The sequence below is a fragment of the Azospirillum sp. CT11-132 genome (assembly GCF_047302835.1).
Taxonomy (GTDB): domain Bacteria; phylum Pseudomonadota; class Alphaproteobacteria; order Azospirillales; family Azospirillaceae; genus Azospirillum.
In genome coordinates this window covers 525,917-542,756 of sequence record NZ_JBGLZA010000002.1, presented here as the reverse complement: position 1 = coordinate 542,756, position 16,840 = coordinate 525,917, and the positions used below count along the sequence as shown (strand labels likewise).

The 16,840-nt window shown below is 67.6% G+C and carries 11 protein-coding genes; 9 read left to right on the top strand and 2 right to left on the bottom strand.

Annotated features, from left to right (window positions below; all coding sequences use genetic code 11):
• Positions 1-12 precede the first annotated feature (12 nt).
• The 5 genes from dxs (at position 13) to ACCD06_RS04265 (ending at position 8,138) form a co-directional block, all read left to right on the top strand.
• Positions 13-1,926: a 1-deoxy-D-xylulose-5-phosphate synthase gene (dxs, locus tag ACCD06_RS04285; protein WP_136703518.1), complete on the top strand. Its 1,914-nt coding sequence runs from the start codon at positions 13-15 to the stop codon at positions 1,924-1,926.
• A 186-nt stretch (positions 1,927-2,112) separates the two neighbouring features.
• On the top strand, positions 2,113-3,150 hold the full coding sequence (locus ACCD06_RS04280; RefSeq protein ID WP_109157763.1) for a sensor histidine kinase: 1,038 nt from the start codon (positions 2,113-2,115) through the stop codon (positions 3,148-3,150).
• A gap of 92 nt (positions 3,151-3,242) precedes the next feature.
• Positions 3,243-4,025 carry a TlyA family RNA methyltransferase gene (locus ACCD06_RS04275; protein WP_109157762.1) on the top strand — a complete coding sequence of 261 codons (783 nt, stop codon included), beginning with the start codon at positions 3,243-3,245 and terminating at the stop codon, positions 4,023-4,025.
• A 475-nt stretch (positions 4,026-4,500) separates the two neighbouring features.
• Positions 4,501-6,000 carry an ATPase domain-containing protein gene (locus ACCD06_RS04270; RefSeq protein WP_109157761.1) on the top strand — a complete coding sequence of 500 codons (1,500 nt, stop codon included), beginning with the start codon at positions 4,501-4,503 and terminating at the stop codon, positions 5,998-6,000.
• Complete coding sequence (locus ACCD06_RS04265) at positions 5,997-8,138, top strand: ATP-binding protein (protein WP_413339021.1); 2,142 nt, start codon at positions 5,997-5,999, stop codon at positions 8,136-8,138. Before ACCD06_RS04270 ends, ACCD06_RS04265 begins: the two co-directional genes overlap by 4 nt.
• Positions 8,139-8,205: 67 nt before the next feature.
• Here the strand turns inward: ACCD06_RS04265 and ACCD06_RS04260 are convergent, their stop codons facing one another.
• On the bottom strand, positions 8,206-9,705 hold the full coding sequence (locus tag ACCD06_RS04260) for a CoA-acylating methylmalonate-semialdehyde dehydrogenase (RefSeq protein WP_413339019.1): 1,500 nt from the start codon (positions 9,703-9,705) through the stop codon (positions 8,206-8,208).
• 179 nt (positions 9,706-9,884) lie between these two features.
• Complete coding sequence (locus ACCD06_RS04255) at positions 9,885-11,258, bottom strand: aspartate aminotransferase family protein (RefSeq protein WP_413339017.1); 1,374 nt, start codon at positions 11,256-11,258, stop codon at positions 9,885-9,887.
• Positions 11,259-11,396: 138 nt separating this feature from the next.
• Here ACCD06_RS04255 and ACCD06_RS04250 point away from each other — a divergent pair, with 138 nt between their 5' ends.
• The 4 genes from ACCD06_RS04250 to ACCD06_RS04235 all read left to right on the top strand — a co-directional run bounded on the left by ACCD06_RS04250 (position 11,397) and on the right by ACCD06_RS04235 (position 16,685).
• Positions 11,397-12,338 carry a LysR family transcriptional regulator gene (locus ACCD06_RS04250; RefSeq protein WP_413339015.1) on the top strand — a complete coding sequence of 314 codons (942 nt, stop codon included), beginning with the start codon at positions 11,397-11,399 and terminating at the stop codon, positions 12,336-12,338.
• A 126-nt stretch (positions 12,339-12,464) separates the two neighbouring features.
• On the top strand, positions 12,465-12,725 hold the full coding sequence (locus tag ACCD06_RS04245; protein WP_085086208.1) for a helix-turn-helix domain-containing protein: 261 nt from the start codon (positions 12,465-12,467) through the stop codon (positions 12,723-12,725).
• Between the two features lie 81 nt (positions 12,726-12,806).
• The gene (locus ACCD06_RS04240; RefSeq protein ID WP_413339013.1) at positions 12,807-14,573 is read left to right on the top strand and encodes a SulP family inorganic anion transporter; all 1,767 of its coding nucleotides are present in this window, start codon (positions 12,807-12,809) and stop codon (positions 14,571-14,573) included.
• 72 nt (positions 14,574-14,645) lie between these two features.
• Positions 14,646-16,685 (top strand): AsmA family protein, encoded by a 2,040-nt coding sequence (locus ACCD06_RS04235; protein ID WP_413339011.1) that lies wholly within the window; start codon positions 14,646-14,648, stop codon positions 16,683-16,685.
• The last annotated feature ends 155 nt before the right edge of the window (positions 16,686-16,840 follow it).

Genomic DNA, 16,840 nt, shown 5'->3' with positions numbered 1-16,840 from the left:
GACCATCACGACGTGACCGCCACCAAGACCCCGCTGCTCGACCATTGTCCGACGCCAGCCAAGCTGCGGGCCCTCAAGCCCGAACAGCTCCGCCAGTTCGCAGACGAGTTGCGCACCGAGACGGTGGACGCCGTCTCGGTGACCGGCGGCCATCTTGGCGCCGGGCTGGGGGTGGTCGAGCTGACGGTGGCGCTGCATTACGTCTTCGACACGCCCTATGACCGGCTGATCTGGGACGTCGGGCACCAGTGCTATCCGCACAAGATCCTGACCGGGCGGCGCGACCGCATCCGCACGCTGCGCATGGGCGGCGGCCTCAGCGGCTTCACCAAGCGGTCGGAGAGCGAATACGATCCGTTCGGCGCCGGCCACAGCTCCACCTCCATCTCCGCCGGTCTCGGCATGGCGGTCGCCAGCAAGATGAAGGGGGAGCGGCGCAACGTCATCGCCGTGATCGGCGACGGCGCCATGAGCGCCGGCATGGCCTACGAGGCGATGAACAACGCCGCCTCCACCAAGTCGCGGCTGATCGTCATCCTCAACGACAACGACATGTCCATCGCCCCGCCGGTCGGCGCAATGAGCGCGTACCTGTCGCGGCTGATCTCGTCCAAGCCGTACCTGTCGCTGCGCCATCTGGCGAAGGAGATCGCCGACCAGCTGCCGCGTCCGCTGCGCAACGCCGCCCGCCGGGCCGAGGAATATGCCCGCGGCATGGTCACCGGCGGCACCCTGTTCGAGGAGCTGGGCTTCTACTACATCGGCCCGATCGACGGTCACAACCTGGACCACCTGCTGCCGGTGCTGCAGAACGTCCGCGATGCCGACGACGACAAGCCGGTGCTGATCCACGTCGTCACCAAGAAGGGCAAGGGCTATGGCCCGGCGGAGGAGTCGGCCGACAAGCTGCACGCCGTCGCCAAGTTCGACGTGGTGACCGGCACCCAGTCCAAGCCGAAGTCCAACGCCCCGACCTACACCCGCGTCTTCGCCCAGAGCCTGATCGCCGAGGCGGCGGCCGACCCGACCATCGTCGGCATCACTGCGGCCATGCCGTCGGGCACCGGGCTGGACCTGTTCGGGGAGCGCTTCCCCGACCGTTGCTTCGACGTCGGCATCGCCGAGCAGCATGCGGTGACCTTCGCCGCCGGCATGGCGACGGAGGGGTTCAAGCCCTTCTGCGCCATCTATTCGACCTTCCTGCAGCGCGCCTACGATCAGGTCATCCATGACGTGGTGCTGCAGCATCTGCCGGTGCGCTTCGCGCTGGACCGCGCCGGGCTGGTGGGCGCGGACGGGGCGACCCATGCCGGGTCCTTCGACACCGCCTATCTCGGCTGCCTGCCCGACATCGTCCTGATGGCGGCGGCGGACGAGCTGGAACTGATGCACATGGTGGCGACCCAGGCCGCCATCGACGACCGTGCCTCGGCCCTGCGCTACCCGCGCGGCGAAGGCGTGGGGCTGGAACTGCCGGAACGCGGCAGCCTGCTGCCGATCGGCAAGGGGCGCATCCTGCAGGAAGGCACCAAGATCGCCATCCTCAGCTACGGCACCCGCCTGGGCGAGGCCCGGCGTGCCGCGGCGGAGCTGGCGGCGCGCGGCCTGTCGACCACCCTGGCCGACGCCCGCTTCGCCAAGCCGCTGGACGAGGATCTGGTCCGCCGGCTCGCGCTGGAGCACGAGGTGCTGATCACCATCGAGGAGGGATCGGTCGGCGGGTTCGGCAGCTTCGTGCTGCAATTCCTGGCGACGGCCGGGCTGCTCGACGGCGGGCTGAAGATCCGGCCGATGGTTCTGCCGGACCTCTATCTCGATCACGACTCGCCGGCCAAGCAGTATGAGACCGCCGGCCTGACCGCCCAGCAAATCGTCCGCACCGCGCTGCAGGCGTTGGGGATCGAGAGTGCCGCGGCGCGGGCCTGACCACTTCTTCCTTCGCCCATTCGCCGGGGGCATCCAAATGGCGTAATGCCATTTGTCTAGCGGCCTTTCGGGTTGTTGGACTGGTGTGGAGCGCGAGCGACGCCTTACACTTCCCAGGCTGAAATGGTAGCTCCCAGGACTTGGGGGAAGAGCCTGCGGCAGCGGATGGCTACGAGGTCAGGGGCGATGGCGCACATCATGGCGGTCACGGCATACCGCAACGCGGAGTTCGGCGCCGATCCGGGGGCGGATCGGGCGGCCGGCACCGACATTGCGGGCGTCGGCATCGACGATCCGGCGCTGTTGCGCAGCCTGCTGGATCAGACGCCGACACCCACCGCCCTGGTGGAGGGGGAGGGCGACCGCTGCGCCTTCGCCAACGCCGCCTTCCGGGCGCTGGGCGCGGTCGCGGGAACCAACCTGACGGAGCGTTTCCCGGCCCTGTCGCTGTCCATGCTGATCGAGGCACGGCGAACAGGCCAGCCGCAGCGCAACCGGGCCGCCAGTGACCGCACCACCGATGGCGAGCGGTTCTGGGATGTTCGGGTCACTCCGCTGCTGGGAGTCAACGGCGTCATCCGTGCCTTGATCGTCACTGCCGAGGAGACGCCGGAATCGGCAGCCGAGCATGACCGACGGCTGCGCGATGTCAGCCACCGGCTAAAGAACACGCTGCAACTGGTCTCCAGCCTGCTGACCCTTCAGACCCTGTCGAGCAAGGACCCCGAGGTCCGCCGCGCCCTGCAGAGCGCCGGCGGACGGGTCGGCATCGTCACCCAGGCCCACCAGCGCACCCACGGCGCCCTGCGGGCCGGCACCGTCGACATGGCGGTCCATCTGCGCGAACTGTGCCAGGAGCTTGAGGCGACGCTGCCCGGCGCCCACCGCGTCAAGGTCACGGCCGAGACGACCGAGATGCCGATGGAGTCGGTCATTCCCTTCAGCCTGATCGTCAGCGAACTGGTCGGCAACGCAGCACGCCACGCCTTTCCCGCCGGAGTGCCCGGCGATATCGACGTGCGGCTCGGCCATGGCGAAGGCGGCCGCATCCATCTGGAGGTCGTCGACCGCGGCATCGGCCTGCCGCAGGGCCTGGACGTCGCCCGTGCGTCGACGTTGGGGCTGAAGGTGGTGCGCGCCTTCGTCGGTCAGCTGCGCGGCCGGCTGACGGCGGACAGCAGCCCTTATGGCACCCGCGTGTCGGTGGATTTCCCGCCGGCCTGACGCCTGGCCGGCCGCCGCCTGGAACCGGGGCTTGCCCTTGTGGCGGTTCCGCGTCAGGAATGCGCCGTCACGAGTGAGCGAAGGGCGACGGCATGGCACGGGTGAGGGTTGACGTGGCGCTGGTGGAGCGCGGGCTGGCGGAAAGCCGGGCCAAGGCGCAGGCGCTGATCCTGGCCGGGCTGGTCTATTCCGAAACGAAGCGCATCGACAAGGCCGGCGACCTGATCGCGGCGGAGGCCCCGCTGGCGGTCAAGGGGCAGGACCATCCCTGGGTATCGCGCGGCGGGCTGAAGCTGGTGAAGGGGCTGGACGTCTTCGCCATCGACCCGACCGGCCTGACCGCGGTCGATGTCGGCGCCTCCACCGGCGGCTTCACCGACGTGCTGCTGACCCGCGGTGCCGCCAAGGTCTATGCCGTCGATGTCGGCCATGGCCAGCTGGCGTGGAAGCTGCGAACCGATCCGCGCGTGGTGGTTCTGGAGAAGACCAACGCCCGCCACCTGACCAGTGCTGAGATCCCGGATCCCATCGATCTGGTGGTGTGCGACGCCAGCTTCATCGGCCTGGAGATCGTGCTGCCGGCGGCGCTGGCCCTTGTGGTGCCGGGCGGGCGGCTGGTCGCACTCATCAAGCCGCAGTTCGAGGTCGGCAAGGGCCGCGTCGGCAAGGGCGGCGTGGTGCGCGAGCCGGAACTGCATAGGGAAGTCTGCGACCGCATCCGCGCGTGGCTGGATGCTCTTCCGGGCTGGCGTGTGCTGGACATCACCGAAAGCCCGATCACCGGACCGGAAGGGAACAAGGAGTTCCTGATCGGCGCGGTAAAGGACCTATCTTCGGATTCTGTGGCCGACGGCAGCCCCGACCTTCCGGGCTGACCGGCGCCAGGCTATGGCTGTACCCGTTCCATTGTTCTATGCCGAAGGGTCGATGAGGATAGCCCAGGCTGCGCCCAGTAGAGCAACGCATTAGATTTGGACGACCGCGTTTAACGGTCAGGATCGCTGCGTGCAGAATTATCTTCGTCCATTGATCCTCCACCTCACCCCGGTGCCGTGCGTCGCAACCGCGTGTTGCCCGAGTTGTGGCTGATGGTGGCCGGGGCTGGCCAGGACTTGGCGGTTCAGGATTTGGCGATTGCGCGCCGGACTCCCCGCCGCGTGCTTGCAGGCACCGCCGCCATTACGTCGGAGACGGCGCTACCCCGCCTCAGCGGCATACCCGCCCACCTCCGGCCCGCTTTTCAGACAGTGCATGACTTTCCGCATGCGCGGCGTGTTGTTTCAGACATTCCGGACTGCGCTCCGGCGCATGCGTTGCCCGACACCCTATTGACGGATATCCCAGCCCGCCATGTCCGCATCCTCTGAACAGCCGCACAAGGCGCGAACCGGCGTTGCCGGCCTTGACGACATCCTCGTCGGCGGCCTCGCCCGCGACCGTGTCTTCCTGCTCGAGGGTAGCCCCGGCACCGGCAAGACCACGATTGCCCTGCAGTTCCTGCTGGAGGGCGCGGCGGCCGGTGAAACCGGACTCTACATCACCCTGTCGGAAACCGAGGGCGAACTGCGCAGCGCCGCATCCGTGCATGGCTGGACGCTCGGCGAGGAAATCACGGTGTTCGAGCTGGTTCCGCCGGAGAGCCTGCTCGACGAGGCACACCAGCAGAGTCTGCTCTATTCGTCCGACCTCGAACTCGGAGAAACGACCAAGTTGATGTTCGACGCGATCGGGCGGAGCAAGCCGATGCGGATCGTCCTCGACAGCCTGTCGGAGATCCGGCTGCTGGCCCAGAGTTCGTTGCGATACCGGCGCCAGATCCTCGCCCTCAAGCATTATTTCGCCCGGCACGGCGCCACCGTGCTGCTGCTCGACGACTTGACCACCGACACCATGGACAAGACGGTCCACAGCATCGCGCACGGCGTGATCCGCCTGGAGATGCTGACGCCGGCCTACGGCGCGGAGCGGCGGCGCCTGCGGGTGCTCAAGTACCGTGGGCAGGCATACCGCGGCGGCTTCCATGACTGTACGATCACCACCGGCGGTTTCCAGGTGTTCCCTCGGCTGGTCGCTGCGGAACATCGGACCGGCTTCGCCGGAGAGCGTCTGGCCAGTGGCATCGCCGAACTCGACACGCTGCTGGGCGGCGGCATGGAGCGCGGATCGAGCACCCTGATCATCGGCCCCGCTGGGACCGGAAAATCGCTGCTGGCGGTTCAGTTCACGATGGCCGCCATCGCACGGGGAGAGCGGGCTGCTCTTTTCGTCTTCGACGAGGAGCTTGGCCTGCTGTTCGCCCGGACCAGGGCGATGGGCTTCGATCTTGAAGCCATGCGGAATCGCGGCAGCCTGCTCGTCGAGCAGGTGGATGCGGCGGAACTCGCGCCCGGCGAGTTCACCCACCGGGTCCGCGCCTGCGTCGATGACCAGCAGATCCGCACGGTGGTGATCGACAGCCTCAACGGCTATCAGGCGGCGATGCCGGAAGAGCAGCTTCTGGTGCTGCATCTTCACGAACTGCTCCTGTACCTCAACCGCCAGGGTGTGACGACCTTCCTCACCATCGCGCAGCACGGCCTGATCGGTGACATGCAGGCGCCGGTCGATGTCACCTATCTCGCCGATACCGTCGTTCTTCTGCGCTATTTCGAGGCGCTGGGCCGCGTCCGCCGGGCGATCTCGGTGATCAAGAAGCGCGCCGGTCCGCACGAGGACACGATCCGCGAATACCGGATCAACGACAGCGGCATCAGCATGGGACCGCCGCTGGACGCGTTCCAGGGGGTGCTGCGCGGCGTGCCAGTCTATATCGGCCAGGGCGGACCGTTGCTGAAGGATGATCCGGCTTGAACGAGGTCGCCAGCACGGAACGCGCGCTGATCCTCGCGCCGCATGGACGGGATGCCACAGTCGCTTGCGCCTTGCTGGGCGAAGTCGGGATCGCCGCGCATGCCTGTGCCGACCTGCCGGCACTTTGCACAGCGCTGGAAGAGGGGGCCGGACTGCTCATCCTCGCGGAGGAGGCGGTTCGGACCGCCGATCTCCAGGGACTTGCCGCATGGATCGGCGCGCAGCCGCCATGGTCGGACCTTCCCGTCATTCTGCTCACCTTGCGGGGCGACGGTGCCGAACGTACGCCGGAGGCGGCGCGCCTGACCGAACTGCTGGGCAACGTCACCTTCGTGGAGCGGCCCTTTCACCCGACCACCCTGATCAGCGTCGTGCGGACCTGTCTGCGCGGCCGGCGCAGGCAGTATGAGGCGAGGGCGAGGCTGGTGGAGCGCGAGCGTCTGCTGGCGGACCTCGCCGATGAACGGGCGCGTTTCGAAACGCTGGTGGAACACCTGCCGGTGGGGGTCAACCTGATGGACCGGAACGGACGGACCATTTTGTCCAATCCGGCATTCCGGCGCTTTCTTCCGGACCGTGTCATCCCGTCCCGCCAGCCGGATGGGGAGGAGAGCTGGATCGGGTACGACGAGCAGGGCCGCCCTCTATCGCGAGATCGCTTTCCCGGCGCGTGCGCCCTGCGCGGCGAGACCGTCAGCGGTATCGAGTTCGTTCATCATCCCGTCGGCGGTGAGCCGGTCTGGACCCGTGTCAGTGGCGTGCCCGTGCGGGACTCCACCGGCCAGCCAGCCGGAGCGCTCTCCGTCATCGTTGACATCAGCGACCAGAAGGCGGCGCAGGAGGCCTTGCAGCGCCTGACCGCGACGCTGGAATCCAAGGTGGAAGAACGCACCCGGGAATTGGCGGCGACGCTCGACCAGCTGCGCGACGAGATCCGCGACCGCGAACGCGCCGAGGAGCAACTGCGCCAGACGCAGAAGCTGGAGACCCTCGGCCAGCTTACCGGCGGCGTCGCACACGACTTCAACAACCTGCTAATGGCGGTTCTCGGCAATCTGGAGCTGCTGCGCAAACGCCTTCCTGCCGATCCGACGACGGAGCGCCTTTTCGACGGCGCCATGCAGGGAGCCCGACGCGGAGCGACACTGACCCAAAGGCTTCTGGCTTTCGCCCGTCGCCAGGATCTGCAGCCGCAGGCGGTGGATCTTGCCGGGCTGCTGGATGGTATGAAAACGCTGTTGGAACGTTTGGTCGGCCCGCGCGTCGTCATCCGCATCGACGCCCGTCCTGCGACGGCGCCGGCGCTGATCGATCCCAACCAGCTTGAACTGGCGATCCTGAATCTCGCCGTGAATGCCCGCGATTCCATGCCCGACGGCGGCACGCTCACCGTGACGGTGGACGAGGCGCCGGTACCCGTCGTGTCTGGACTGCCCCCCGGTTCCTACCCGTATGTGAGCGTGCGGGACACCGGCACAGGGATGGATGAGGCAACGCTTGCGCGGGCGATCGAGCCATTCTTTTCGACCAAGGGCATCGGCAAAGGCACCGGGCTGGGGTTGTCGATGGTCCACGGCTTGGCGGTGCAGTCCGGCGGTGCGTTCCGGTTGTCGAGCGTTCCGGGTCAGGGGACGCTGGTTGAGCTGTGGCTGCCTAAGGCGACGACGCCGGCCCAGGCGGCCGAGTTGCCGCCGGCCCCGGCGGCCGATGTGTCTCCCGCCGTGGTGCTGGTGGTCGACGATGACGCGCTGATCGCCATGAGCACCGTCGACATGTTGGCCGACCTCGGGCACACGGTGCTTGAAGCGGGATCGGGTGTCGAGGCGCTGGAGCTTCTGCGCAGCGGGCAGGCGGTCGACCTGCTGCTGACGGACTATGCGATGCCCGGCATGACCGGCGTCGAGCTTGCCCAGGCGGCCCGTGCCATGGTTCCGGATCTGCCGGTGCTGCTGGCGACGGGATACGCCGACCTGCCGGAGGGGGTCGTCGCCGACCTGCCGCGGCTTGCCAAGCCATACACGCAGCACCAACTCGCCGTCGCGACAGCAAAGCTGTTGGCCGAGACGTCAAGGACTTCGGCACATGCCAAGCCGAGTGGCGGTCTCCACCTGGAGCCGCAAACCGGAATTCACCGCTAGGGACACACGCAAAAGCACGCGGACGCCGGTGCCTTCCTCGACACCGGCGTCACGACGGAAAGCGATTTTACTTCATGGAAGGGAAGGCGAACTGGGCGCCTTCGCGGATCCCGCCGGTCGGCCAGCGCTGGGTGATGGTCTTGCGGCGGGTGTAGAAGCGCACGCCGTCCGGACCATAGGCCGACAGATCGCCGAACAGCGACCGCTTCCAGCCGCCGAAGCTGTGGTAGGCGACCGGGACCGGCAGCGGCACGTTGATGCCGACCATGCCGACCTTGATCATGTCGCCGAAATAGCGGGCGGCCTCGCCGTCGCGGGTGAACAGGCAGGTGCCGTTGCCGTATTCGTGGGCGTCGATCAGGTCCATGCCCTCCTGCATCGACTTCACCCGGACGAGGCAGAGGACCGGGCCGAAGATCTCCTCCCGGTAGATCGTCATCTCCGGGGTGACGCGGTCGAACAGGCAGCCGCCCAGGAAGTTGCCGTTCTCATGCCCCGGCACCACCAGCCCGCGGCCGTCCACCACCAGTTCTGCGCCCTCGGCGACGCCCTGGTCGACATAGGCCTTCACCTTTTCGTAATGCGCGCGGGTGACCAGCGGCCCCATTTCGCAACCGGCCGAAGTGCCGGCGCCGACCTTCAGGTCGCGCAGCGCCACCGACAGCTTCTCCTTCAGCCGGTCGGCCACCTCGTCGCCCACCGCGACCACCACCGAGATCGCCATGCAGCGCTCACCGCAGGAGCCATAGGCCGCGCCCATCAGAGCGTTGACGGCGTTGTCCAGATCGGCGTCGGGCATGACGATGGCGTGGTTCTTGGCGCCGCCCAGCGCCTGCACCCGCTTGCCCTTTGCGCTGGCGGTCGAATAGACATAATCGGCGATCGGGGTGGAGCCGACGAAGCTGACGCCCTGCACCCGCGGGTCGGTCAGCAGCGTGTCCACCGCCTCCTTGTCGCCATTGACGACGTTCAGCACGCCCGGCGGCAGGCCGGCCTCCAGCGCCAGCTGGGCGATCAGCAGGGCAGAGCTGGGATCGCGCTCCGACGGCTTCAGGACGAAGGTGTTCCCGCAGGCGATGGCGATCGGGTACATCCACAGCGGGACCATCGCCGGGAAATTGAAGGGCGTGATGCCGGCGACGACGCCCAGCGGCTGGAATTCCGACCAGCTGTCGATGGCCGGCCCGACATTCTTGGAGAACTCGCCCTTCAGCAGTTCCGGCACGCCGCAGGCATATTCGACATTCTCGATGCCGCGGGTCAGCTCGCCGAAGGCGTCGTCCAGGACCTTGCCGTGCTCCGCCGTGATGAGGGCGCAGATGCGCTCGGCATTCTCCTCCAGCAACTGCTTGAAGCGGTACATGACGCGGGCGCGCTTGGCCGGCGGCGTGGCACGCCAAGCCGGGAAGGCGGCCTCGGCGGCGGCGATGGCCTCTTCCACCGTGGCACGGGATGCCAAGGCGACCTGTCCGGCCACGTCACCGGTGGCGGGATTGACGATGTCGGCGGTGCGGGTGCCGGCGGGCGCGTCAGTCTTGCCGCCGATCAGGTGGGCAACGATGGTCATGGGGCGGTTCCTGGGGGTGTGAATCTTCGCGAAGTTAGACCCCCGCCTATCCTCCCCCGCTCTCAGCGGACCTACGGTCCGCCTGCCGCGTATAAGCCCCCCTCCCTTGCGATGGGGGGGTGGGATGGGGCCCGCGGCGTCAGCCGCGGGAAGGGTGGGGGCAATGGGTGGGCCGTCGCTTACGCCGTTGCCTGGATGGCGTCGGAGACGACGTCGAACAGGCGGTCGAGGTCGGCCGGTTCGCTGTAGAAATGCGGGCCGAACTGCAGCGTATCGCCGCCGAAACGCACGTAATAGCCGGCCTTCCAGCACTTCTCGCCGATCTCGTAAGGCCGGCGGGCCGGTTCGCCGGGAAGCGGGGCGATGGTGACGGCGCCGGTCAGGCCATAGTTGCGGATGTCGGCGACGTTCTTCAGCCCCTTCAGCCCGTGGATCAGGTTTTCGAAATGCGGCGCCAGCGCCGAGGCCTTTTCCCACAGCTTCTCCCGCTCGAAGATGTCGAGCGCGGCCAGACCGGCGGCGCAGGCGACCGGGTGGGCGGAATAGGTGTAGCCGTGCGGGAACTCCACCATGTACTCCGGCCCGCCATTGTCCATGAAGGCCTGGTAGATGTCGTGCTTTGCCACCACGGCGCCCATCGGCACCGCGCCGTTGGTCAGGCCCTTGGCGACGTTCATGATGTCCGGGACCACGCCGAAGGCGTCGGCGCCGAAGGGGGCGCCCATGCGGCCGAAGCCGGTGATGACCTCGTCGAAGATCAGCAGGATGGAATGCTTGTCGCAGATCTCGCGCAGCCGCTGCAGGTAGCCCTTCGGCGGCGGCAGCACGCCGGCAGAGCCGGCCAGCGGCTCGACGATCACGGCGGCGATGTTGGAGGCGTCGTGCAGCGCCACCAGTTCCTCCAGCGCGTCGGCCAGGAAGGCGCCTTCCTCCGGCATGCCCTTCACGAACAGGTTCTGCGGCAGCAGGGTGTGGGGCAGATGGTCGGCATCGACGCCGGTGCCGAACAGCTTGCGGTTGCCGCCGATGCCGCCCAGGCTGGTGCCGCCGAAATTGACGCCGTGATAGCCCTTGGACCGGCCGATCAGCTTGGTCTTGGTCGGCTGGCCCTTCATCCGCCAATAGGCCCGCGCCATCTTCAGCGAGGTGTCGGCGGCCTCGGAACCCGAACCGACGAAGAAGACATGGTCAAGGCCGGCCGGGGTCATCGACGCCAGCTTGTGCGCCAGCTTGAAGGCGGCCGGATGGCCGTGCTGGAAGGCCGGGCTGTAATCCAGTTCCGCGATCTGGCGGGCGACCGCCTCGGAGATCTCGCGGCGGCAATGGCCGGCGCCGCTGCACCACAGGCCGGACAGGCTGTCGTAGATCTTGCGGCCTTCGGCGTCCCAGTACCAAGTCCCCTCCGCCTTCACGATCATGCGGGGGTTGTTCTTGAACTGGCGGTTGCCGCTGAACGGCATCCAATGGGCGTCAAGTTCCTCGCGCGTCAGTCCGGCAGCCTTGTCGAAAGACTGGCCGAGGGACTGGGTGTGATCGTTGTCCAGGGGTGCCATCCGCTGTTCTCCCGCATCCGTTGGGGGCGCTGTCGCCGGAAAGTGTGCGCGGTTCCTGGTTGTGATTAAATCCAAACTATAAGAACTTCACATAACCGTTCACTTACCTATCACGCCCACATCCCCCACGGTTCCAGCATGAGCAAGCCCACACGGTCTCCCACCCGGCCCATGGCCCCCATCGGCGATGCCGACATCCGGCTGCTGCGCGTGTTCCGGACGGTGGTGGAGTGCGGCGGCTTTTCCGCCGCCGAGGTGGAACTGAACATCAGCCGGGCGGCGATCAGCCAGCACATGGCCGATCTCGAGCGGCGGCTTGGCCTGACGCTGTGCCGACGCGGGCGGGCGGGTTTCCGGCTGACCGACGAAGGGCATCTGGCCTATGAGGCGACGCTGCGCCTGCTGGCCAGCACCGAGAGTTTCCGCAGCGAGATCAATACCCTGCATGGCCGCCTGCGCGGCGAATTGAACATCGGGATCACCGACAACCTCGTCACCATGCCGCAGATGCGGGTGACGCACGCCCTTCGCGGCCTGAAACGGCTGGCGCCCGAGGTCCGCGTCAACATCCGCATGATTCCGCCCAACGAGATCGAGCGGGGCGTGCTGGACGGGCAGTTGCACGTCGGCGTCGTCCCGGTCCGCAGAGGTCTACCCGGGCTGGCCGGTCTTCCGCTTTACCAGGAGGAATCTCTGCTCTATTGCGGCGACGGCCATCCGCTGTTCGACCGTCCCGAGGGAACGGTGACGCGCGAGGCGGTGGAGGCGGCCGACGCCGTGGCGCCGACCCAGGCGCAGCTTCCCCATGAGCTGAACAACACCGCGACGGCCACCGACCGCGAAGGGGTGGCGTTCCTGATCCTCACCGGCTGCTATGTCGGCTTCCTGCCGACCCATTATGCCCGGCAGTGGGTCGAGCGCGGCATGATGCGGGCGCTGCTGCCCGACACCTTCCATCATGCCCTGGAGTTCCAGGTGGTGACGAAGAAGGGCGCCCAGCCGAATCTGGTGTTGGAGCGGTTCCTGAATGTCCTGCGCGGCGACGGCAAGAGCTTGGATGCCGAATTGCCGCTCCCCTGAGGTGCGCGGGTCGTTATGGTCGTGACCGGGTTGCGCGGCTGCGTTCCTGAACATCCCTATTGATATTTAAAACGTCATTATGCATATTCTGAACATAGTTACAGATGTATCAGCGTGGTATGCAGGATGATCACGGCTTCGCAGATGCGCGCCGCTCGGGCGCTCCTGGGGATCGACCAGAAGACACTCGCCGAAATGGCCGGACTGTCCGTCCCGACCATTCAGCGCATGGAGGCGAGCGACGGAAATGTGCGCGGCGTGGTCGACAGCCTGACCAAGGTGGTCGATGCCCTCACCCAGGCCGGGATCGAACTGATCGGCGAGAATGCGCAGAGCATCGCCGGCGGCCGTGGCGTCCGGTTGAGGACACCGACGGAAAAATCCTGACTCCACCCCGATCGAACCTGCGACGGCGACCGCCGACCTGATGCCGACGATCCCGCCGCCTTATTGAAGGCCGCCGGACAGATGACAGCCCGAACCGAACCGATTTCCCAACCTCGTCAGCCCAGTTTTGCCGAATTGTTCACCCCGAAGCTCGTCACCATTCTGCGCGAGGGGTACGGATTATCGAATTTCCGCGCCGATGCGATTGCCGGGCTGACGGTGGCCATCGTCGCGCTTCCGCTTTCCATGGCGATCGCCATCGCGTCCGGCGCGTCGCCGGCCCAGGGGCTCTACACCGCGATCTTCGGCGGTTTTCTGGTGTCCGCTCTCGGCGGCAGCCGGTTCCAGATCGGCGGCCCCGCCGGCGCCTTCATCGTGCTGGTCGCCGCCACCGTCCAGGCGCACGGCATGGACGGGCTGATCCTCGCCACCATGCTGTCCGGCCTGATCCTGGCGGCCATCGGCTTTCTGCAGTTGGGCACCTACATCAAGTTCATGCCCTATCCGGTGACGGTTGGCTTCACCGCCGGCATCGCCGTCATCATCTTCGCCAGCCAGATCAAGGATCTGCTCGGGCTGACCCTGGGCGTACCGGAGCCGGGGCCGCTGCTCGACAAGTTGCCGGTGCTGTGGTCGAGCCTGCCGACGGCGAAGCCTGCGGCGGTCGGGCTGGCGCTGGCGTCGATCGGCATCATCACCGGTCTGAAAATTCTGCGGCCCCATTGGCCGGGCATGCTGATCGCAGTCGCCGGAAGCGCGGCGGTGACCGCCGGCCTTGGCCTGGAGGTCGCGACGATCGGCACCGATTTCGGCGGCATTCCGCCGAGCCTGCCGATGCCGAGCCTGCCGGCCATCACCCTGGACAAGATCCAGGCGGTCCTGCCGAGCGCCGTGTCGTTCGCGCTGCTCGGCTCCATCGAATCGCTGCTCTCGGCGGTGGTCGCCGACGGCATGACCGGGCGCCGCCATCGTTCCAACTGCGAACTGGTCGGGCAGGGCGCCGCCAACGTCGCCTCGGCCCTGTTCGGGGGATTCTGCGTCACCGGCACCATCGCCCGCACGGCGACCAATGTTCGCGCCGGTGCCCACGGGCCGGTTTCCGGCATGATGCACTCCGCGTTCCTGATGGTTTTCGTGCTGGTCGCGGCGCCGCTGGCCAGCTTCATTCCGCTGGCCAGTCTTGCCGGCGTGCTGGCGGTCGTGTCCTGGAACATGGTCGAGAAGCCGGCCTTCGCGCTGCTGTTGCGCTCCTCGCGCGGGGACGCCGCGGTGCTGCTGTCGACCTTCCTGCTCACCATCTTCCGCGGTCTGTCGGAAGCCATCGTCATCGGCTTCGCGCTCGGTTCGGTGCTGTTCATCCATCGCATGTCGAAGGTGACCGCGATCGAGAGCCAGACCCCGTTCGTCGCCGAGGACCGGCCTGACGGTGCCTCCTCCGCCCGCACGCCCTACAATGAAGCCGCCGCCGATCCCGATGTGGTCATCTACCGCATCTCCGGCGTGTTCTTCTTCGGCGCGGCGGCCTCCATCGGTTCGGTGCTCGACCGCATCGCCGACACGCATCGGGTGCTGATCGTCGATTTCGGCGCCGTGCCGTTTCTCGATTCCACCGCCGCCAACACCATCGAAGGGTTGGCGCACAAGGCGGCCCGGCGCGGCGTGAAAGTGATCCTGACCGGGACCAGCCACGCGCTGCGGCAGGACCTGTTCAACCATGGCCTCAAGCCGCCTCTCGTCGCCTACGAACGGACGATCGAGGTCAGCCTGCGCAAGCTGCGGCGGAGCGATGGGCGTATGACCGCCGGGGCGGATGTATCCGCCGAGACGTGGCGGGGCAACGAAGGGTAGGATCGCCTATTGTCCGGCACGGGAGGCGGGCGCCGTGAAAGCGGTGCCCTCTTCGCGGCAAAGGGGGGCGTCATGAGAAAGCTGCTGATCGCACTGGCCGTCATCGTCGGTATGGTCGTCGTCGCGGTGGCCGCTCTGCCCTTTGTCCTGACCGGGGATTTCATTGCCCAGCGCATCGCCGCGGCGGTGAAGGAGCGCACCGGCCGCGATCTTGATCTCCGGATCGCCTCGATAACTCTGTTCCCGCGTCTGAAAGCGGCGGTCGCATCGGCGGCCTTGTCCGACGTGCCCGGCAGCGGACGCCCGCCGATGGTGGAGGTCGGGAGCGCCGAGCTGGAAATGCCGCTGTGGCCCCTGCTGCACGGCACCGTGGAGTTGGAGCGTCTGCATGTCGACGGCCTGCGGGCCAATCTGGTGGTGGATGCCGGAGGGCGCGCCAATTGGGACTTTCGCGAAACAGGCGCGGTCCAGGGTAACCAGCCTGTCGGCCCGGACGGGGGGAAGCCCCAAGAGCTTCCCGACCTGCGCTTGGGCGACGTCCGCATCGGCAATGTGGCGGCCGGCTACACCGACCAGCGGTCCGGCCAGTCCATCGCCCTGTCGGATGGGTCGCTGGTCGTGGCCATGCCCGATCTCGACACGCCGGCTCATATCGAAGGCCATGCCGCGGTCAATGGCCGTGCGCTGACCCTGATGGCCCAGGTCGACTCCCCGCGCGCGCTGGCCGCAGGCAAGCCGACGGCGGCGCGCGGTCGGCTGGCATCCGACCTGTTCGAGGTCAAGCTGGATGCGAAACCGGAGACCGACGGGCGCACCGGCGGGCCGCTGTCGGCGTCGGTGCCCGACGTTGCCGCACTGGCGGCTTGGCTCGGGGTTCCGAACGCCGGGACACTGCCGGTGCGCACGGTCCATCTCACCGGCAAGGCCGGCCTCGGTGGGCCGCAGGCGTCGCTGGACGATTTCAATCTGGCGCTCGACGACGTCAAGGCCAGCGGTGCGGTGAGCGCCGATTGGTCGGGCAAGGTGCCGGCCGTGACGCTGCGGGTATCGGTCGATCCAATCGACCTCGACCGCTTTCTTCCCGCCCCCGCCCCCGCCCAGGGTACGCCGGCCCAGGGACCCGCGCCCGCTTCCGCGGACGCCGGCTGGAGCGACGAGCCGATCGACGTTTCACCGTTGCGGCGCCTGAACCTGGACGCGGTTGTCGACAGCAAGGGGACCCGAATCCGGGGCATCGGAATCGGGCCCACCCGGACCAGCATCTCCCTTCGGGACGGCGTTCTGGCGGTCGATGTGCCGGACCTTCCCGCCTTCGGCGGCCACAGCAGCAGCGGACTGAAGGTGGACGCTACGAAGCAACCGGCAAGCTACGCGCTGACGATGACCGCCAACGGCCTTCAGGCCGAACAGCTGTTGGCGACCTTCGCCGGGACCAACGTGATCCGCGGGACGACCGCGCTGAACATCGACGTGACCTCGGCCGGCGGCAGCCAGAAGGCGCTGGTGTCCGCCCTGATGGGGACGGCCCACATCCTGTTCCGCGACGGTGCGCTGCGGGGGATCAACATCGCGGCCATCCTGCGCGATCCGGTCGCCGCCGCGACCGGGCGACTGCAGGCCACGGCACGGGAAACCGACTTCGCCGAGTTCGGGGGCAACTTCCGCCTCGATCACGGGGTGGCCCGCACCGGCGACCTGCGCATGCTGGCGCCGATCTTCCGCGTAGAGGGGGCGGGCACGGTGTCGCTGCCGGATCGGCGGCTGGACCTCCGCCTCGAACCGACAGTGACATCAAGCCTGAAGGGGCAGGGTGGGCAGTTCCAGCAAGCCGGCGTGACGGTCCCCGTCCTGGTGACGGGGAGCTTCGGCGCACCTTCGATCCAGCCCGATTTCAGCGGGGTCGCCCTGTCCGCCATCAAGGACCCGGCGAAGGCCGCAGAGGCGGTGAGGCGCCTGAAGGAAGGCGCCTCTCCGGCCGACATCCTCGGCGGCTTCCTCGGCTCAGGCGATTCCGGCAACTCCGGCGCCACCGACAAGCCGGCGGGAAACCTTCCCCTGCCCATTCCGGGTGGTCAGTTGCCGCCGGCCCTCAAGGACCTGTTCGGCCGGTGAAGCGCCCGGAGGGCGCAATCTGCAGTCTGACGAGGCAATAATACGAACGGAAGGGCGGATATGACCATCGCGCCGGTCTGCTGCCCTGTCGCCAGTTGCCGTGACGGTCCAGCGCCTTATGATCCTGGGCAATGACCGCCTGGACGGTCTCGCAA